At 59.9% G+C, this 19,239-nt stretch carries 13 protein-coding genes and 1 tRNA gene; 8 read left to right on the top strand and 6 right to left on the bottom strand.

What is annotated here, in order from left to right; translation table 11 throughout:
* Window positions 1-323 precede the first annotated feature (323 nt).
* The 3 genes from N2A41_RS03805 to N2A41_RS03795 all read right to left on the bottom strand — a co-directional run bounded on the left by N2A41_RS03805 (window position 324) and on the right by N2A41_RS03795 (window position 4,831).
* Entirely contained in the window at window positions 324-3,719 is a 3,396-nt protein-coding gene (locus N2A41_RS03805; RefSeq protein WP_260110328.1) for an acyl-[ACP]--phospholipid O-acyltransferase, read from the bottom strand.
* A 94-nt stretch (window positions 3,720-3,813) separates the two neighbouring features.
* Entirely contained in the window at window positions 3,814-4,095 is a 282-nt protein-coding gene (locus tag N2A41_RS03800) for a YiaA/YiaB family inner membrane protein (protein WP_003569708.1), read from the bottom strand.
* Between the two features lie 49 nt (window positions 4,096-4,144).
* Entirely contained in the window at window positions 4,145-4,831 is a 687-nt protein-coding gene (locus N2A41_RS03795) for a PspA/IM30 family protein (RefSeq protein ID WP_260110327.1), read from the bottom strand.
* 112 nt (window positions 4,832-4,943) lie between these two features.
* Between N2A41_RS03795 and N2A41_RS03790 the strand changes: the two genes are divergently transcribed.
* Both N2A41_RS03790 and N2A41_RS03785 read left to right on the top strand, forming a co-directional pair.
* Window positions 4,944-5,549, top strand: a complete 606-nt coding sequence (locus N2A41_RS03790) for a TetR/AcrR family transcriptional regulator (RefSeq protein ID WP_260110326.1) — start codon at window positions 4,944-4,946, stop codon at window positions 5,547-5,549.
* 1,266 nt (window positions 5,550-6,815) lie between these two features.
* The gene (locus tag N2A41_RS03785) at window positions 6,816-7,595 is read left to right on the top strand and encodes an SDR family NAD(P)-dependent oxidoreductase (protein ID WP_260110325.1); all 780 of its coding nucleotides are present in this window, start codon (window positions 6,816-6,818) and stop codon (window positions 7,593-7,595) included.
* 14 nt (window positions 7,596-7,609) lie between these two features.
* Here N2A41_RS03785 and N2A41_RS03780 read toward each other — a convergent pair whose 3' ends face one another.
* Complete coding sequence (locus N2A41_RS03780; RefSeq protein WP_260110324.1) at window positions 7,610-8,743, bottom strand: Fic family protein; 1,134 nt, start codon at window positions 8,741-8,743, stop codon at window positions 7,610-7,612.
* A 241-nt stretch (window positions 8,744-8,984) separates the two neighbouring features.
* Between N2A41_RS03780 and N2A41_RS03775 the strand changes: the two genes are divergently transcribed.
* A complete protein-coding gene (locus tag N2A41_RS03775; RefSeq protein ID WP_260110323.1) occupies window positions 8,985-9,764 on the top strand; it encodes an SDR family NAD(P)-dependent oxidoreductase in 780 nt (259 codons plus the stop codon).
* Between the two features lie 48 nt (window positions 9,765-9,812).
* Here the strand turns inward: N2A41_RS03775 and N2A41_RS03770 are convergent, their stop codons facing one another.
* Window positions 9,813-10,952, bottom strand: coding sequence for a DUF4268 domain-containing protein (locus N2A41_RS03770; protein WP_260110322.1), 1,140 nt, complete (start codon window positions 10,950-10,952; stop codon window positions 9,813-9,815).
* Between the two features lie 146 nt (window positions 10,953-11,098).
* On the opposite strand from N2A41_RS03770, the gene N2A41_RS03765 reads away from it, so the two are divergent.
* From N2A41_RS03765 to N2A41_RS03745, 5 genes are read left to right on the top strand one after another with little or no spacing between them, the layout of a single operon-like run.
* Window positions 11,099-12,667: a type I restriction-modification system subunit M gene (locus tag N2A41_RS03765; RefSeq protein WP_260110321.1), complete on the top strand. Its 1,569-nt coding sequence runs from the start codon at window positions 11,099-11,101 to the stop codon at window positions 12,665-12,667.
* Entirely contained in the window at window positions 12,664-13,824 is a 1,161-nt protein-coding gene (locus N2A41_RS03760) for a restriction endonuclease subunit S (RefSeq protein WP_260110320.1), read from the top strand. Before N2A41_RS03765 ends, N2A41_RS03760 begins: the two co-directional genes overlap by 4 nt.
* Before the next feature lie 6 nt (window positions 13,825-13,830).
* Complete coding sequence (locus tag N2A41_RS03755; RefSeq protein WP_260110319.1) at window positions 13,831-17,253, top strand: DEAD/DEAH box helicase family protein; 3,423 nt, start codon at window positions 13,831-13,833, stop codon at window positions 17,251-17,253.
* Window positions 17,254-17,256: 3 nt separating this feature from the next.
* Entirely contained in the window at window positions 17,257-18,021 is a 765-nt protein-coding gene (locus N2A41_RS03750) for a DUF429 domain-containing protein (protein WP_260110318.1), read from the top strand.
* 4 nt (window positions 18,022-18,025) lie between these two features.
* Window positions 18,026-18,760, top strand: coding sequence for an NYN domain-containing protein (locus N2A41_RS03745; RefSeq protein WP_260110317.1), 735 nt, complete (start codon window positions 18,026-18,028; stop codon window positions 18,758-18,760).
* 244 nt (window positions 18,761-19,004) lie between these two features.
* On the opposite strand, the gene N2A41_RS03740 is transcribed toward N2A41_RS03745, so the two are convergent.
* Window positions 19,005-19,078, bottom strand: a tRNA-Gln gene (locus N2A41_RS03740).
* Between the last annotated feature and the right edge of the window lie 161 nt (window positions 19,079-19,239).

The following is a 19,239-nucleotide window of genomic DNA, read 5'->3' as shown; positions in this document are numbered from 1 at the left end:
GGTCAGCGCAAAGACGCGCAGCCAGTTGTCGAAAGCGATTTCGACAGGGTCTGCCTGTCGATCCTGCGGGGGATCACCGCGCCGGCGCCCGTCTCAAGACCCCTCCCCAACCCCTCCCCACAAGGGGGAGGGGCTAACGTGCCGCACTGCTTCACGTGACCCCGCATCGTACCAAACTAACGGTAACAGCCGGCAGGACCTCTCCTTTGGTCGCCGCCGGGACCACGGCTTGGCCCCTCCCCCTTGTGGGGAGGGGTTGGGGAGGGGTCTTGCAACGCGCCTGCAACAATTCCGGTTTGCGCCTGAGGCCTGCCACACGACGCCTACGCCGCCTCCCCCGGCTGCACCGCACTTTCCGCCAACTTCCGCGCCGCGACGAAATCGACCTTGCCGGAACCCAGCACCGGTACCTTGCCGATATTGACCTCGGCCGGCACCATCATGTCCATGGCGCCTTTGGATTTGGCGAAGGCGAGGAATTCGGCGCGGGTGGCGGTCGGGGCGTCGGTGAGCAGCACCAGCCGTTCGCCCTTCTTGGCGTCGGGCAGCGAGGAGACGACCGACAGCGCGCCCGGCCAGAGTTCGGCGGCGAGCGTCTCGACGGCGGCGAGCGAGATCATTTCGCCGCCGATCTTGGCGAAGCGCTTGGCGCGGCCGCGGATCTTGACGAAGCCGTCCTCGTCTATGGTGACGATATCGCCGGTGTCGTGCCAGCCGTCGGCGAGCGGCTCGAGCACGCCGGGCTTTTCGGCGCGGAGGTAACCGGCCATGACATTGGCGCCGCGCACATGCAGCCTTCCGCCCTCATCGATGCCGGGCACCGGTTCGAGCTTCCATTCCATGCCGGGCAGGATTTTGCCGACCGTGCCCGACTTGTTGTACATCGGCGTGTTGATGGAAATGACCGGCGCCGTCTCGGTGACGCCATAGCCTTCGAGGATGCGCAGGCCGAATTTTTCCATATAGGTCTGGCGGGTCGCGGCCTTCACCGGCTCGGCGCCGGAGAAGATATAGCGGATCGAGCGGAAATCGTAGGGATGCGCCGTCCTGGCATAGCCGTTGAGGAAGGTGTCGGTGCCGAAGATGATCGTGGCGTTGGAGACATAGATCAGCTCCGGCACGATGCGGTAATGCAGCGGCGACGGATAGAAATAAACCGGCACGCCCGAGATCAGCGGCAGCACCGTGCCGGCCGTCAGCCCGAAGGAATGGAACACCGGCAGGATGTTGAACACCTTGTCGCCGCTGTGGAAATCGATGCGGGCGGCGGCCTGGGCGGCATTCGACAAGATATTGCGGTGGGTGAGCACCACGCCCTTCGGCGTGCCTTCGGAGCCCGAGGTGAAGAGGATGACGGCGGGATCGTCCGGCCGGCGCTTGACCAGCGGCTGGCTCTTGCGGAGAAGACCGATGATCTTGTCCTTGAATGAGATTTCAGCCCGGAGATCGTCGAGCCAGACGATCGTCACCTGCTTTTCCATCTCCTCGATCACGGCACCGAGCTTCGCCTGGGTGACGAAGGCGCGCGAGGTCAGCACATGCTTGACTTCAGCCGCCTTGCAGGCGGAGAGGATATTGGCGGCACCGGCGGTAAAGTTCAGCATGGCCGGCACCTTGCCTGCCGTCATCACGCCAAGAAGGGTGGCGGCGGCGCCATTGGCATTCGGCAGCATGACGCCGAGGTTGGTTTCCGGGAACATCGTGCGAAATTTGGCGCCGAGCACGGCAGCACCGGTGAGCAGCTTGCCATAGGTCAGCCGGCCGGTGACCGGATCTTCGACGGCAAGCTTTTTCATGCCGAATTCGTGGCCCGCCCGGATGACGCGATCGAGCACTGTCGACGAGGTATCGGCGGTCTGGAACAAGAGGTTCGACATCACCTGGTAGAGGGCAGCCCCTGCCGCCGTGCGGCGCTTGCGGCCTTTCAGCTCCGGCGGCACTTCGAGCTTCACCGGCTCGAGAATGGTGACCTTGACCTTGGGGAACAGCCGGCGGCGGATCTTGCCGTTGTCGAGATAGGAGAGATAGCTCTTCTCCAGCCCGTCGATCTTCACCGGCACGACCATCGAGCCGGTCTTGTCGGCGACCATGGCCGCACCATCATAGACCTTCATCAGCGTGCCGGTCACCGTCAGGCGACCCTCGGGGAAGATGCCGATCGGATTGCCGTCCTGCACCACCTTGATCAGCGAACGCGTCGCCATCGGCTTTGTCGGGTCGAGCGGCAGGAATTTGCACATCTTCAGGAAAGGACGCACCCACCAGGCCTGGGCGATCTTGTAATCGACGGCAAAGGTGGGCTCTTCCTCGGTGATGGCAAGCGCCAAGGCGCCGTCGAGCAGGCTGACATGGTTGAGCGCAATGATCGGCGCGCGGCCGGCCTTCTTGATATTTTCGAGCCCTTCGACCTCGAGGCGCATGAAGGCGCGGAACAGGATCGAGATGAAATCGCGGAAGGGATTGGTCGGCAGCGTCTTCAGCATCAGCCAGGCAACGGCGAAATTGATGATGCCGAGGCCGATCAGGATCTGAGGGATGGAAGCGCCCATCGCCTGGACGGCGGCAACGAGGCCGAGGCCGACGGTGATGAACAGGGCAGACAGCACATTGGCGGCACCGATGACGCGGGCGCGGCGGTCCTCATGCGCCCAGGTCTGCAGCGCGGCGAAGGTCGGCACGGCGATGAAGGCGCCCGAGATCGCCATGCCGGCGAGATCGATGGCGACGCGGATGGTATTCTGGCCAGTGAAGAAGCCGGCGATCGTCGTTGCATGGCTCACCGAAGCCAGGCCCCAGAGGTTCCAGGCGAGATCGAGGCTGAAGAGGCCGAGCAGCGCCGTGCCGACAGGGGCCGGCAGCAGCACGATGCGGCCCGACGACATCCAGGCGGCAATCGCCGATCCGACGGCGACGGCGATGGCAAAGACCGTGAGATAGGCCGGCACGACGATCTCGGAGCCGCCGAGCAGCTCGGTCACCATGGTCGGCAGGATGGACAGCACGAAGGCGCCGACCAGCCAGAACCAGCAATTCATCAGCGCCGAACGCCACAGGCGTTTATCGGCGCGGATTTCTTTGACGAGGGTGTAGCTGGAGCGGATGACATTGCGGTCGATCTGAAGATCCGGCGCCTTGGAGCCGGTGGCCGGGATCATGCGGCTGGCCAGCCAGCAGAGCACCGACAGCCCCATCATCATCGTGCCGAAGATCAGCACATTGTCGCCGCCTGAGAAGGCGAAGGCGGCGATGATCGTGCCGGCGAGGATGGCGATGAAGGTGCCGCCCTCGATCCAGGCATTGGCCTTCGGCAGGTCGCGGCGTTCGAGATGATCGGGCAGGATGCCGTATTTGATCGGCCCGAACAGCGCCGAGACGATGCCGAAGCCGAACAGCGCCGCCATCAGCACAAAAATCGAGGAGAATGCCAGACCGACCACCGCAAGGGCGGCGACGGCGATCTCGCAGCGTTTCAGCAGCTCGGCAATTTTTGCCTTGTCGTGCTTGTCGGCGAGTTCGCCGCCGAGCGCCGACAGCAGCAGGAAGGGCACGATCAGGATGACGCCGGCGAGCGTCACCAGGGCAGCCCCCTCGCTGGCCGACATCTTGAAGAGAATGAGGAACACCAGGGTGTTTTTGAGGAAATTGTCGTTGAAGGCCGTGAGGAACTGGGTCCAGAACAGCGGCGCGAATTTCCTTGAGGTCATCAGATTGTGTTGCACGGGCTCGTTCCTCTTTCGGCTGACACGAGAAGGCCACAGAGTTGTTACGCAAAAGTTGAATGCGTCAACAACTCTGCGCTGTGGTTAAGGAAGGTCAATCTTCATCGCTACGATTGAACTTGACGAGCAGCTTTTCGGTGCGGGCATCCTCGACCTTGCGGATCAGCTTTTCGGATTCCGCATTGTCGCGCAGCGTCTTGGTGATATTCACCGTGGTCTGCACCAGCATCAGAATGCCCATGGCGAGATAGCCTTTGCCCCAGAGATCGAGCGGCATCATGTAGAGGCCGAGCGCCAGCATGAAGGCGGCCGAGCCGAAGGAGATGTAGGAGAAGCTGACCCAGCTTGCGGAATGTTTCTGGAAACTGTCGTTCATATCAGTGGTCCCTATGGTTCGATGGATGAATGGTTGGATGGATGCGGTTTCAGGCAGCAGGCGTGACGCGGCTCTTCAGCCGCGCCAGCACATCATCGGCGGAGGAGCGCAGCGGCGCGCCGCAGCCGGCATTGGCAAGCTTCTCGATGATCCCGGCCGGGCGGATGGCGCCTTCCATGTCCTTCAGGGCGACGGCCGTCAGCTCATTCTGGCTCTGGCGCAGGCGAAGGCGGGCGAGGGTCTCCTCGGCATCGTCGAGCGTCGCCAGGCCCGGGCCGGCAACAACCACGTCGAGCTTCTGCGCCTCCTGCGTGGCGCGCGCCAGCCGCTCGCCGCGCTGCAGCTCCTGCAGCCGTGCCTCGGAAGCGCGGACGATGCCTTTCAGCTTGTCGATCGCGCTGGTGAACTGGCTCTGCGCCTTCTCGGACGCATCGCGCTCGGCTTCGAGATAGGCGATCGCCTCGGCCGCCTCGCGGGCCAGGCCCTCATTGCCCTTCGCCAAAGCGGCGGAGGCGCGGATTTCGAGATCGGCGATGCGGGCAACGATCGCCCCGTGCTGCCCCTTCTCCTGTTCGTTCTGGGCGATGGCGACCGCGACGCTGCGGCGGGCCGACTGGATCGACTGGGCGGCATCGCGGATCTGCTGGGCAAGCAGCGGCACGGCGTGATGATCGGCGAAAGCCTGCTCGGCATCATGCGCCCTGCCCCGCAACAAAATGGAAATCAGTTTGAACATTTCCTTCCTCCGGTTTATGAACGTTGTTCACGAGAGGTGTTATGCCAGAATCATGAACGTCGTTCAAGATATATTTTGAACGACGTTCAAAAAAATCGAAAGGGCATGGTTAATGGCCGGTAGACGAGAAGAAAAACGCGAAGACCTGAAGGCCCGGCTGATCGAGGCGGCGCGCGAGCGGATCGCCAAGGACGGGCTGGCAAACCTCAGAGCCCGCGACATCACCCAGGATGCCGGCTGCGCGCTCGGCGGCCTCTACACGGTCTTTTCAGACCTCGCCGAGCTCGTCATCCACGTCAACTCCGCCACGCTGAAGGCGCTGGAGGCGAGGCTGACCCTGCCCGAGACCCGCGACAAACCGCCGACCGACCGGCTGCGCAACCTGGCGCAGGGTTACCTCGCCTTCGCCGTCGAGCACCGGAACCTCTGGAAGGCGCTGTTCGACCACTTCCCGCCGGAAACCAGCCCGACGCCGCAATGGCATCTTAACGAGCACCTCTTCCTGATGGATGTGATCGCCGAACCGCTGGCCGAACTGCAGCCCGACATGCCGCCCGAAGACCGCGCCATCCGCGCCCGCACCCTCTTCGGCGCCGTCCACGGCGTCGTCAGCATCAGCCTCGAAGGCCGCTTCGTCGGCCTGCCGCTGGAGCGGCTGGCGCGGGAGGTGGACGAGCTGGTGCAGACGATCGCGGCGGGAGCGGAGCGGCGGAGGTGATGATGGGGTGATTTCATTGGTTTAATGGGTGGAATTTGGTTGGGACGCCACCCCACTCTCCGTCATCCCAGGCCTTGAGCCTGGGATCCATACCTCGCTGCCGATGGATGCCGCATGGATCCTCGGGTCAAGCCCGAGGATGACGGAGTGTGGGGGAACGACACGGCAAGTAGCGCAGGGCTGACGGCGTTGCCGTTTTAGCCGGAAGCCCCACCTCACTCTCCGTCATGCTCGGGCTTGACCCGAGCACCCACATGCAGCACTCGGCGCGTATATGTTCTTCGATGGATGCCCCCTGCCGTCCCCGGTGCCGACGGCCAGCAAAGTGCTCGCCGCATGGATCCTCGGGTCAAGCCCGAGGATGACGGAGTATGAGGAAGCCTATGCGGCAAGCAGCGGAAAACCGCTTCGCGCTTCCGCCGGACTTGCTCTGGCGTCCCGCCTCTTGCCAGTCGCTCCCCTCCACCTCCGTCATCCTCGGGCTTGACCCGAGGATCCACGCGCGCTCAAAGAACTCCTAACTATTTTACCGAGCGGGAAATTTCGTACCTCAACCCCTTCCATATCCCAAAAATATCCCGATCGGTAAACTTCCCTGGACACCTTCTCCACATTCGCTATATTTTCCCGATTTGCGCCGCCGCGTGAACGAGCTTTGCGACAAGGTGCTGACATTGACCGGCAAGGTCGCCGATGAGCTCGCAGACGTATCGCCCGATCGAGACCCTATCGACCAGATCGCCGGCGTGATAACAGACCGGGCCGAGACAGCGCGCTTGACGTTATAAGGTTGAGGGAAACGGCAAACGACGCCCGACGTCGCGCCTCTGGCCGGTCGCCTCTCCCCACCCTCCGTCGTCCTCGGGCTTGACCCGAGGATCCATGCCGCTGCCGATGAGTGCGGCATGAGCTTCGAGTCAAAGCGCTGAAATCACCGCCTAAAAAGCCCTCCTCCGCCTGCCTGCACCCGTCCTTCGGACCCCCGCTTGCTGGGCAAAGACCCCGCCCCAAACCCCTCCCCACAAGGGGGAGGGGCTTAACCTGCCGCACCGCATCTCCCAAAACTCCAGATCGGCAAACGACGAGATGATCTCGGGCAAAGCGGTGATGCTGGGCTAGCCCCTCCCCCTTGTGGGGAGGGGTTGGGGAGGGGTCTTAGATCGGTCCGAACCGCCTACATATCGACCAACCCCAGGAACCCACAACCCAACTCCCGCATTGAGCTGATTGACAGACGCCCTCCACGCGACCGCGAAAGGAAACCCCATGAGCCGCATCTTCATCACCGGTTCCACCGATGGCCTCGGCCTCGCCGCCGCCCGCACCCTGATGAAGGAGGGCCACGAGGTCGTGCTGCATGCCCGCTCCAGCGAGCGCGCCTCCGATATCTCCGAGATATCGGCTGCAGCACTCGGCATCGTCATCGGCGATCTCGCCAGCGCAGTCGAGACACGGTCGATCGCCCTTCAGGTCAACACCATCGGCCGCATGGACGCCGTCATCCACAATGCCGGCATCTACCTCGAGCGGAGCCGCGGCGAAACGCCGGAAGGTCACGCAAAGACGCTGGCGGTGAATGTGCTTGCCCCTTATCTGCTCACGGCCTGGATCACCCGTCCCGATCGCCTCATCTATCTCACCAGCGGCATGCACCGCGGCGGCAGCAGCGCCCTTGGCGATATCGACTGGAAGAAGCGGCCGTGGAACGCCAGCCAGGCCTATTCGGAAAGCAAACTCTACATCGCCACCCTCGCCGCCGCCATCGCCCGCCATTGGCCGAATGTTCTGAGCAACGCCGTGGATCCCGGCTGGGTGCCGACCAAGATGGGCGGCGCCGGCGCGCCAGATGACCTGGAAATGGGGCATCTGACGCAGACGTGGCTTGCGGCGAGCGAGGAGGAAGCCGCGAAGGTGAGCGGCGGGTATTGGTATCATCGGCAGCGGCGGGAGGCGGCGGCGGAGGTTGGTGATCCCGGGTTTCAGGAGGCGCTGGTGGAGAAGCTTGCGGAGTTGACTGGTGTCCGGTTGTTTGAAGAGCGCGGGTGAGGCGCAGCCGGCGCCTATTCGCGAACAATTCGCAGCAGCGGCTCAAAGCTGTATAGAGCCGGACGCCTGCCTGCGGAGGGCTCCAATGTCTTAACCAGCTCCTTCTCGACCAGGATGCGCGTGAACCGGTGTGCAGTTGCTTCCGGAATCCCCGATTTGCTTGTAAATACATTGTTCCGGAACACGGGACGCGAGAACAAAAAGTCGAGCGCCGAGGTGCTCCATTGAGATGTGAGGATCTGCGGAAATTCCCGCTTGAGCTCGTCGTAAAGATCACGAATCCGTTCTGCGGTCGCAAGGTTCTTATTCGCCTGGGTTTCAAGCGCCTCTAGAAAGAACACAATCCACTCGGTCCACGCACCTGATTTCGAAACCTCGCGCATCCCGTCAATATATTCGTCGCGTCGATCTTCGAAATAGCTGCTGATATAGAAGTGAGGAGCGGATATTGCTCGATATTTCCATAGCGTTAGCGTGATGAGCATTCGCCCGATTCGGCCATTGCCGTCCTTAAAAGGATGCAATGCCTCAAACTCAAGGTGGGCGACGGCCGTCTTGATCAGTATCTGCCAATTCCTATCCTCGACGAACGAGAAAAGTCGCTCCATCCCATCATTAAGCTGCTCCGGGCGCATCGGGACAAAATGCACTTTGCGGCGCATGCGGTCGGCCAGGTAATTTTGTTCGACCTTGAACTCACCGGGAGAAAGATGTGCACCTCGACCAAAGCCGAGCAGAACCTTGTGAGCGCTCTTGATAAGGAAGCTTGAAAGGGGCGCGCCTTGCTCGATGCTGCGCTGCGCCGCGGTCAGGGCTCGGCTATAGAGGAAGACTTCGATCGCTTCATTCCGATAATGGCCTTCCGGCTCGTTACCGCTTTCCTCCTGATCTGCCTCATACCGCAGGACTTCGTCGAGAGTGCTTACGGTTCCTTCCATTCGGGATGAGACGACAGCTTCCTGATTGCGCAATGGCGCAAGCAGGATTTCACTATTGTGCATGCCTTTCAGCATCTGATCATAACGGGCAAGCGCGGCTGATGCCGAGGCGATCGGCATTATAAGCTGGTTGGCATCAATCCTCTCTGGAGGAAACTGATCGTAGTGGTATTCTACAGCATCTGACAGGTCGAGAGGATGTTGGACCATATTTGACTTCCAGATTTCGCGAAATTTGCAAGGCAAATAGCCTTGTCTGCACCATGATCAACTCAACGGCGTTTGTCTATCAAAAAATGCAGATATTGATAGACAAGCAGTTTGAGTTTGATTCGTGACAGTCAACCTGGCTTGAGATCTGAAATCGCTATTTTTTGAGAGTCAATGAGCCCGCACCAAAGCTGGCAACGAGGATGGGCAAACGCGCCACGCCACCGCGAAAGGAGCCCCCATGAGCCGCATCTTCATAACCGGTTCCACCGATGGCCTCGGCCTTGCCGCCGCCCGCACCCTGATGAAGGAAGGCCACGAGGTCGTGCTGCATGCCCGCTCCAGCGAGCGCGCCTCCGATATCTCCGAAATTTCGGCTGCGGCGCTCGGCATTGTGATTGGCGATCTCGCCAGCGCCGTTGAAACGCGATCGATCGCCCTTCAGGTCAACACCATCGGCCGCATGGACGCCGTCATCCACAATGCCGGCATCTACCTCGAGAGGAGCCGGGGCGAAACGCCGGATGGACACGCAAAGACGCTGGCGGTGAATGTGCTTGCCCCCTATCTGCTCACCGCATGGATCACCCGTCCCGATCGCCTGGTTTATCTTAGCAGCGGCATGCACCGCAGCGGCAGCAGCGCCCTTGACGATATCGACTGGAAGAAGCGGCCGTGGAACGCCAGCCAGGCCTATTCGGAAAGCAAGCTCTACATCGCCACCCTCGCCGCCGCTATCGCCCGCCATTGGCCGGATGTTTTCAGCAACGCCGTGGACCCCGGCTGGGTGCCGACCAAGATGGGCGGCGCCGGCGCGCCCGATAACCTGGAGATGGGGCATCTTACGCAGACATGGCTGGCGACGAGCGATGAGGGAGCTGCGAAGGTGAGCGGCGGGTATTGGTATCATCGGCAGCTGCGGGAGGCGTCGGCGGAGGTTAATGATGCTGGGTTTCAGGATGCGTTGGTGGGGAGGCTGGCGGAGTTGACGGGTGTTCGGTTGTTCGAAAGCGTGCGGTAGGTCGATTGCCGGGCGTTCCGCATTTTGAGTGCGTTGCACTCCACGCAGTTATTCTGCTGTTTCATCAACACTGGGGATTGAGCGCGCATATTGCGCTAGTGGCTGTCGGAAAGCGCCTTCCAACTTGCGTATGTGCTCCGACAGCCAGGCGAGCATTTCCGGCCAGTTTTCGGCCTCGAAACCATCGAATGGATGGGAATAGGATATACGACTTTGTTTCCTCTCGTCGAGCCGAGACCAGCTCATCTCCCCTCCCAATTTAGCCTCGATTGCAGACCTGTCGGCTTCGAGCCGATCGAACAGCCACTTGTTCTGATCACGGTCGGCGCGCGCGAGGTTCACTTCGACGCGAACTTCGTCACGTGCAAAAACCATCGTAAAAGGACAACCTCCAACGCCAGAGCCTGCATTGAGCCAATGATCACGACTAGGATTAACATTGGCAAAGAGGGTGATGCCATCCGCGCGCAATCTCTCCAAGGCGCGAGCCCAGAACTGAAGCCGGAGCTGATGTCGACGCGCTTGTACGCCCTGCGCGCTTGTTTCCTCCACCTCCTTTGAAGAGATGCCGATCATGTAGTCTGCAGCCTCCGGAGTTGGAATAATCTGCTGCAGGTCAATGAACAGCTCATCGCCGAAGCTGTAGGGCACAACGCGAAAGCACTGCGCACGGATGCCTCGACTAAGCAGCCACAACACTGTCGCGGTCACCTCGCGGCGGAAATTGGCAGCTATGAACATCATGCGCTGGCCGTTACCGGGATTCAGCACCGTCTCTTGAAGCTCCTCCACCGCCATGAATTCGCAGATGCGTTCGACGGCCGAGCCACCCCCGCAATAACGGTCGAGATACTGCTGGTAGATCTCGACAATCTGCAGCTTGTTGAGGCCCGACACATAGGCGGTGTATTTCAGTGCCTGCCAAGTCACGTCGCGACCCGAGTCGTCAAGCTTGTTCTCGATAACGACGAGATTGCCCGCCTTGTCGAGCGCAAGAAGGTCTAGCCGCTCACGCGTCTCGTCGAAGCCGTCAAACTCTTTCTGAATGATAAGTAGCTCTTCGCCAAGTGCATCTGGCTGGTGCACAAGCCACTCCTGCAGATGATCCCGCTCGCGCAATGCAAGCTCACCGAAACGCCTTTGCGCCAGGCGCGCGATTCTATTTTGGCTTCTATCAACACGAAACATTAGGCCACACTCGCAGGCCTACCGGCCGGTACCTTTTTGATAGGCATGCTTTCATCTCGCGATCATTCAACTTCCCGATGCGTCTTCAGTAGCATGGCCTGATGCCGTAGTGTCAAATCCGATTCGGAAGATGATAGGGACTAAGCATGCTGACAGGTGAAATTCGCGCGAAGATCGATCAAGTCTGGAATGCCTTCTGGGCGGGCGGGATTGCCAATCCGCTGGAGGTGATCGAGCAGATCACTTACCTGCTCTTCATGCGCGGCCTGGATGAAATGCAAACGCGCGAAGAGAACAGGGTGAGCCTGCTCGGCGGCAAGATGGAACGAGCAATCTTTCCCGAGGGCGTCTACCGGATCGAGCGGGACGAGGCGACAGGTGAAGCAAAGGAAGAGATTACCTATGCCGTGTTGCGCTGGTCCCGTTTTAGGAACGACGATGCTCAGCGCATGTTCAAGATCGTCTCGGACTATGTCTTCCCGTTCCTACGCGAGATGGCGGAGAAAGGCACTGCCCATTCTGAGCACATGAAGGGCGCCCGCTTCACCATTCCGACGCCCGGCCTTCTTGCCAAGGTGGTAGACATGCTGGCGGAAATCCCGCTGGAGGACCGCGACACCAAGGGCGATCTCTACGAATACATGCTCGGCAAGATCGCTTCCGCCGGCCAGAACGGCCAGTTTCGCACGCCGCGCCACATCATCAAGCTGATGGTAGAGCTGATGAAGCCGACGCCGCAGGACGTGATCTGCGATCCGGCCAGCGGCACCTGCGGATTCCTGGTCGCGGCCGGTGAATATCTGCGCGAGAACCACAAGGGCCTGTTCCGCGACGTCACGCTCAACCGGCATTTTCACGAGGGCATGTTCCACGGCTACGATTTCGACCAGACCATGCTGCGCATCGGCTCAATGAACATGCAACTGCACGGCGTCGAGGGCGCCGATATCCGCTACCGGGATTCGCTCTCCTCTGGCCATGCTGATGATGCGGACAAATATTCGCTGATCCTCGCCAACCCGCCCTTTGCCGGCTCGCTGGATTACGAGACAACCGCCAACGACCTGCTCGCAATCGTCAAGACAAAGAAGACCGAGCTTCTGTTCATGGCATTGTTCCTAAAGCTCCTGAAGCCCGGCGGTCGCGCGGCGGTGATCGTGCCTGATGGTGTGCTGTTCGGCTCGTCCACGGCACACAAGGCGATCCGCAAGATGCTGGTGGACGACCACAAACTCGACGCGATTGTGAAACTGCCCTCGGGCGTGTTCAGGCCTTATGCCGGGGTTTCTACGGCGATCGTGTTTTTCACCAAGACCAATTCCGGCGGCACGGATCATGTCTGGTTCTACGATCTGCAGGCCGACGGCATGAGCCTGGATGACAAGCGCCAGAAGCTGGTGCCGGAGGAGAAATTCGGCCCGGTGACGAAAGAGGCGCTCGGTGCCGACGAGCACACGAAGAACAACCTGCCGGATGTCGTCGCCCGCTGGGCCGAGCGCAACGGCACGGAGCGCGAAAACCCGCGCACCGGTCAGAGCTTCACCGTCACGCGCGAGCAGATTGCTGCCGCTGATTACGACCTTTCGCTCACCCGTTATAAGGAAATGGTGCACGAGGCGGCAGAGCACCGCCCGCCGAAGGAGATCATCGCCGAACTGCTCAAGCTGGAGAATGAGATTGCCAATGGGCTGAAAGAGCTGGAGGGGATGCTGTGAACGCACGGGTGGCACGGCTCGGAGAGTTGGTTGAGATTCGTGGAGGCGGAACGCCCAGCAAAGACGTCCCGGAATATTGGAACGGCCCCATTCCCTGGGTGTCTGTGAAGGACTTCAAGACAACCGAGATAATGCGAACAGTTGACACGATAACAGCGGCTGGTGTCGCCAATTCTGCAACAAACATTATACCCGCAGGAAATATTTTAGTCCCGACGCGCATGGCTGTTGGCAAAGCCGCTATCAACAAAGCGCCGATGGCGATTAATCAAGATATAAAGGCGCTATTTCCGGCGTCCGATGTATCCGTTCGATATTTACTTCACGCATTGCTGGCGAATGGTCGCGTTCTTGAACGCATGGCGACTGGCGCAACGGTCAAGGGTATCACTCTTGACGTGTTGAAAGCTCTCGAAATTCCTCTTCCATCTCTCGAGGAACAGAAGCGAATTGCGGCGATCCTGGATAAGGCCGATCAACTGCGCCAGAAGCGCCGTCAGGCCATCGCGCTGCTCGACAGCCTCACCCAGTCGATCTTTCTGGAGATGTTTGGGGACCCGGTAAGCAATCCAAAGCAATGGCAAGAAGCGACTTTGGGAGATGTTATATATCAAGCGTCTGACGGTCCCCATGTAAGTCCTCAGTATTGCGACGACGGAATTCCGTTTCTTTCGACCCGACATATTCAGCGCGGCGCCATCCTGTGGCAAGACCTGAAGTATATTAGCGAGGAAGACGCCAAACTGCATTGGCGCAAATGTAAACCTCAACGAGGAGATTTGCTTTATACCAAAGGGGGGACGACAGGCATCGCCGCCGAAGTGGACTTTGACGAACCCTTTGCAGTCTGGGTTCACGTCGCCCTGCTTAAGACTAGGCAGGACGTGGTTCAGCCTAAGTGGCTTGAATGCATGCTGAATAGCAACTATTGCTACAGTCAATCTCAGATATACACGCATGGAATTGCAAACCGAGATCTGGGGCTGAAGCGAATGGTCAAGATCAAGCTATTTTTGCCACCTTTGGAGGCACAGGCTGCGTTTGTCGATAACTGCGCCAGCTTGGAGCGGTTAATTCGACGTTGTGAGCTTCAGCTCGTGGAAGCCGACAACCTCTTCTTATCGCTCCAACACCATGCCTTCTCCGGTCAACTCTGAGGCTCCATGTCCAACTTCGCCTTCCTCGCCGCCGAATTTCCCGAAATCTTCGACAGCGCGAAGCGGGCGGAGGCTCTGAGCGAAGGCGATCCGCGGGCGGCAGCCTTCTATGCCCGCCGCACGGTAGAACTCGCCGTGCAATGGGCCTACAAACACGATCCGGGCCTCAAATTTCCCTACCAGAGCAATATTTCGGCGCTGATCCACGAACCAAGCTTCCAGAAGCTCGCTGGCCAGGCGGTGTTTTCCAAGGCCCGGGTCATCATCAAGATCGGCAACCAAGCCGTTCACGAGAGCCGCGAGACGAAGCCCGCCGAGGCGGCGAACGCGGTGCGCGAGCTGTTCCATCTCTGCTTCTGGCTGGCCCGCACCTATGCGCGCAAGGACCGCCCCGCCGATGGCCTTGCCTTCGATCCCGCCCATCTGAGCCGCAAGACGGATGTGGTGAAGCGCGCCTTCGCGGAACTCACCCGCATGAAGAGCGAGATGGAGGAGAAGGATAAAACCTTCGAAACCATGCTGCGCGACAAGGCCGATCTCGACGCCGAACTGAAGCGGTTGCGCGCCGAAGTGGCCGCCGCCCGCCATCAAAACGAGGCTCGGCCGGACCATCATGACTATTCGGAGGCTGAAACCCGCGACCTCTATATCGACTTACTGCTTAAGGAAGCGGGCTGGAAGCTGGACCAGCCGCGTGACCGTGAGTTTCCGGTCGAAGGAATGCCGAACAATGAAGGCAAGGGTTTCGTCGATTACGTGCTCTGGGGCGACGACGGCAAGCCGTTGGCGCTGATTGAGGCCAAGCGCACCAAGCGCGATCCCCGTGCTGGCCAACAGCAGGCCAAGCTCTATGCGGATTGCCTGGAGAAACAGTTCGGCCAGAGGCCGATCATCTTCACCTCGAACGGCTACGAACACTGGATCTGGGACGATACCGCCTATCCGCAGCGCGCGGTTTCCGGCTTCTATAAGAAGGACGAGTTGGCCCTGATGATCCAGCGGCGGGTGAGCCGCAAGCCGATCGCAGGACTGGCCATCAATAAGAAGATTGCCGGGCGCTATTATCAGACCCGCGCCATCTCGCGCGTCGCCGAAACCTTCGAGACGAACAAGCAGCGCAAAAGCCTGCTTGTCATGGCGACCGGCTCCGGCAAAACGCGCACGGTGATCGCGCTGGTCGATCTCCTGATGCGCGCCGGCTGGGTGAAGCGGGTGCTTTTTCTCGCCGACCGCGTGGCGCTGGTGAACCAGGCCGTGCGCGAGTTCAAGCGGCAGCTGCCCGAGACCTCGCCGGTCAATCTGGTGACGGAGAGACAAGCCGAGGGCCGCGTCTTTCTCTCCACCTATCCGACGATGATGAACCTGATAGACGAGCGGCAAGCGGGACAAGCCCGTTTCGGCCCGGGCCATTTCGATCTCGTCATCATCGACGAGGCGCACCGCTCGGTCTATCAGCGTTATGGCGCGATCTTCGACTATTTCGACAGTCTGCTTATCGGGCTCACCGCCACGCCGAAAGACGAGATCGACCGCAATACCTACGGCCTGTTCGACCTCGAGGATGGCGTTCCCACAGACGCCTACTCGCTCGACAAGGCGGTGGAGGATGAATATCTCGTGCCGCCGCATTCCGTCTCCGTGCCGCTGAGGTTCCAACGCGAGGGCATTCGCTACGACGATCTCTCCGATGCGGAGAAAGAGCAGTGGGATATGCTGGAATGGGATGAGGAGGATGGCGACCCGCCCGACAGCGTCAATGCCGAGGCCGTCAACAAATGGCTGTTCAACGCCGACACCGTTGACAAGGTGCTGGCGCATGTGATGACGGAAGGACTGAAGGTTGCTGGCGGCGATAGGCTCGGCAAGACGATCGTCTTTGCCAAAAACCAGAGCCATGCAGAATTCATCGAAGAGCGTTTTAATCGCGCCTATCCGCATCTTGCGGGCCATTTCGCTCGCGTCATCACCTTCAAGACCGAATATGCCCAGAGCCTGATCGACGATTTTTCCAAGAAGGATGGTAATCCGCATATCGCCATCTCCGTCGACATGCTCGACACCGGCATCGACGTGCCGGAGGTCGTCAATCTCGTGCTGTTCAAGCTCATTCGCTCGAAGACAAAATTCTGGCAGATCATTGGCCGCGGCACCCGGCTTTGCCCCGATCTCTTCGGCCCCGGCGAGGACAAGGAATTTTTCCGTGTCTTCGACTACTGTCAAAACCTCGAATTCTTCCGACAGAACCCGCAGCCGGACGAGGGCCGCAATGCGAAAAGCCTGAACGAACGCCTGTTCGCCGCTCGCTTTGACCTTGTGCGTGCTTTGGACGAGAAGCACAGGGTAGACGCATCCGGCATGGCAGAGGCCCGCCAGGAAGCCTATGATGCCGGTGACGGCAAACCGCTCAATGAGCACACAATCCGCGACGAAGCGCTGGATGCGCTGCAGAGCTACGTCGCCGGCATGAACTTCGACAACTTCATCGTACGAGCCAAGCGGCGGGCGGTGGAGAAGTATAAAGCCGCAGAGGCCTGGAACGAGCTAACAGACGCGGTCCGAGACGAGCTGTTCGACGAGGTCGCCCCGCTGCCGAGCGAGGTGAAAGGCGAGGCGGAAGAAGCGAAACGCTTCGATCTTCTGATTTTTGGCCTGGAGCTAGCGCTGCTCAAGGGTTCGAAAAGCTTCGATCGGCTGAAAAAGCAGTTGATCGAGATCGCCTCGGCGCTGGATGAACAAACCGCGATCCCGATCATCGCTGCCCAACATCCGCTGATCCTCGACATCCTCTCTGATCCCTGGTGGGAAGGCATTACCGTGCCGCTGCTCGAAGTGGTGCGGTTAAGACTTCGCGGCCTCGTGCAGCATATCGAGAAGGGCAAGCGCAAGATCGTCTACACCGATTTCGAGGACGAATTGGGTCTAGGCGCCGCGATCGATCTGCCGGAGGTCGGCGAAGTGGATTTTGCTCGCTTCAAGCGGAAAGCCCGGCACTTCCTGCGCGAGCAAGAGGACCATATCGCCATCGCCAAGCTGCGCCACGGCAGGCCGCTGACGCCGACCGATATCGAAGAACTGCAGGCCATGCTGCTCACCGCCGGCATCGGCGACGCCAAGCACCTGGAGAAGGCAACTGAAATTGCCCACGGTTTCGGTGCCTTCGTCCGCTCACTGGTCGGGCTCGACCGCGCCGCCGTCGCCGAGGCATTCTCCGGCTTTGTCGCGGGCAGTGGTGTCACAGCCGACCAGATTGAGTTCATCGACATGGTCATCGAGCACCTCACCGAGAAGGGCGCAATGGATCCCGGCCTGCTCTACGCGAGCCCCTTCATCGACGTCGCGCCAGAGGGGCCGCAGCAGGTTTTCGACTTCGAGAAGACGAAGAAGCTCGTCGAGGTGATCCGAGGATTGAACGAGAGCGCGGCAGGGTGATCCATGAAGCTCAAGGACATCAACCTTCTCGGCATTGATGTCGGCTTCTCTAAGTCCCGACCGACGACCGGCATTGCGTGGAGCACGAACGGCACATTCGGGGCAGTCAAAACACACACTGATTGGGAACGCCGGCGCCAGCATCTGCCATCAATAACGGCCTTCTCTGTCATCGCGATCGATGGGCCACTGGTACCAACGGGATCGCCGGATCGACTTGTTAGAACCTGCGAACAGGTGCTGGCCCGTGGTGCGTTTCAAAAGCGGTGCAAGCCGGGGTCCAGCCACTTTGGCACCGGGCTTCAATTGAAGCGCGCGGCACTCGAAACCGCGGCCCAGATCAGACATCTCAGCTCACCATCCCCGTTCGCTAATGCCATCTTGGGCGATGTCGCGATCGTGGAAGCTTTTCCCAACGCATTCCTGGGCGTTCTTTTGCCTGATCAGACTTTCACCAAGAGCCAGATCCTGCGCGGCAAGAAATTCGACTGGATGTATGAGCAAGTCGTTGAGGCCGGTGGGTTTAGAGAGCTTTTGGCAGTTATAGGCTGGGATGCACCGGATCTCTTGCAGCGCATGGACGCTGAGCGAGATCACGAGAAGCGAGCGGCATACATATGTCTCCTGACAGCAGCTTGTGCGGCGAGTGATAGAGCTGAAGTCGTGGGTAATGCAGCGAGTGGTTGGATCTGGCTTCCACCTGCTATTCTATGGGCAGCTTGGGCCGTTGAAGCGGCGACACGAAACCTTCGGATGATTGGAGTCTGATCGCATGCCAGCTGAAGCTCGTTCGCCACGCCTTGCGGTGCTTATTGATGCCGACAACGCATCAGCCAAGATCGCCGATGGACTCTTCGAGGAGATCGCCAAGGTCGGCGAGGCGAGTGTCCGGCGCATTTATGGTGATTTTGCCAGTGCGCGCTCCAAGGGGTGGATCGACGTTCTGGCGCGACACGCAATCATCCCCCAACAGCAGTTCGCCTATACGACCGGAAAGAACGCATCTGACATCACCCTGGTTATTGACGCAATGGATCTCCTCCACAGCGGACGCTTCGACGGTTTTTGCCTTGTGTCGTCCGATAGCGATTTCACGCGGCTGGCTTCGCGGATCCGGGAGCAAGGGATCGACGTCTTCGGATTCGGCGAGCAAAAGACACCGGAGAGCTTCCGACAGGCTTGCCGGAGATTTATCTACACCGAAAACCTGCTGCCCGCCCCTATCCCCAACGAGAGCGGCCCTGTCCAGGCACAGAAGTCTCTTCAGCCTCCCAGCGCCGCTACACCGATCATAAAAAAAATCATCGCTCAAATCGAGAGCGAGGATGGGTGGGTGTCGCTTGGCGCAGTCGGCACGCAGCTCGCCAATCTGTCATCCGACTTCGACCCGCGAACCTACGGTTTCCGTAAGCTGAGCGACCTAGTGCGCAAAACGAGTGCATTCGACATCGAACAGATGCAGGGCGGCCATCTGCGAATTCGCCTCAAGCAGCCAACTTCAAAGTAGTAGTGCTTATGTGACTAACGGAGCTCGCTGGCTGGCGGAGCGCATATGAGCGTTGCTTCACTCCGGTTGCGGGATGATTGAGCACCTTTTGACCTTGCCCCGCTCAAGCGGTCAACCCGCGACGCGATATCTATATCTTTGTAAAGATATCAATACGATCCTATGGTTATCTTTATAATGACATAGGAGACAGCCAGAGCCGCTTCATGGCGGGCGCAAAGATCAGGAATAAAAGCGCAAAAATTGGCTGGGGCGCCTGGATTCGAACCAGGGATGACGGTACCAAAAACCGTTGCCTTACCGCTTGGCGACGCCCCACCAGAGCTTGAGCGGAAACCGCCTGCTCAAATCGACGCCTGATTAGCAAAGCTCTTCGCCTGTCACAATGACTAAGTTTAACCCGGCGCAGATTTATGCGCTGCACAGCATCCGCCGCCGTGCTAGGAATTGGCGACGTCATCGGCCCGAGATCATTCCTT

The sequence above is a fragment of the Rhizobium sp. SRDI969 genome (assembly GCF_025152725.1).
Lineage (GTDB): Bacteria > Pseudomonadota > Alphaproteobacteria > Rhizobiales > Rhizobiaceae > Rhizobium > Rhizobium leguminosarum_I.
Note: the sequence above shows the minus strand (reverse complement) of the source record. Positions and strands in the feature narration are given on the sequence as shown.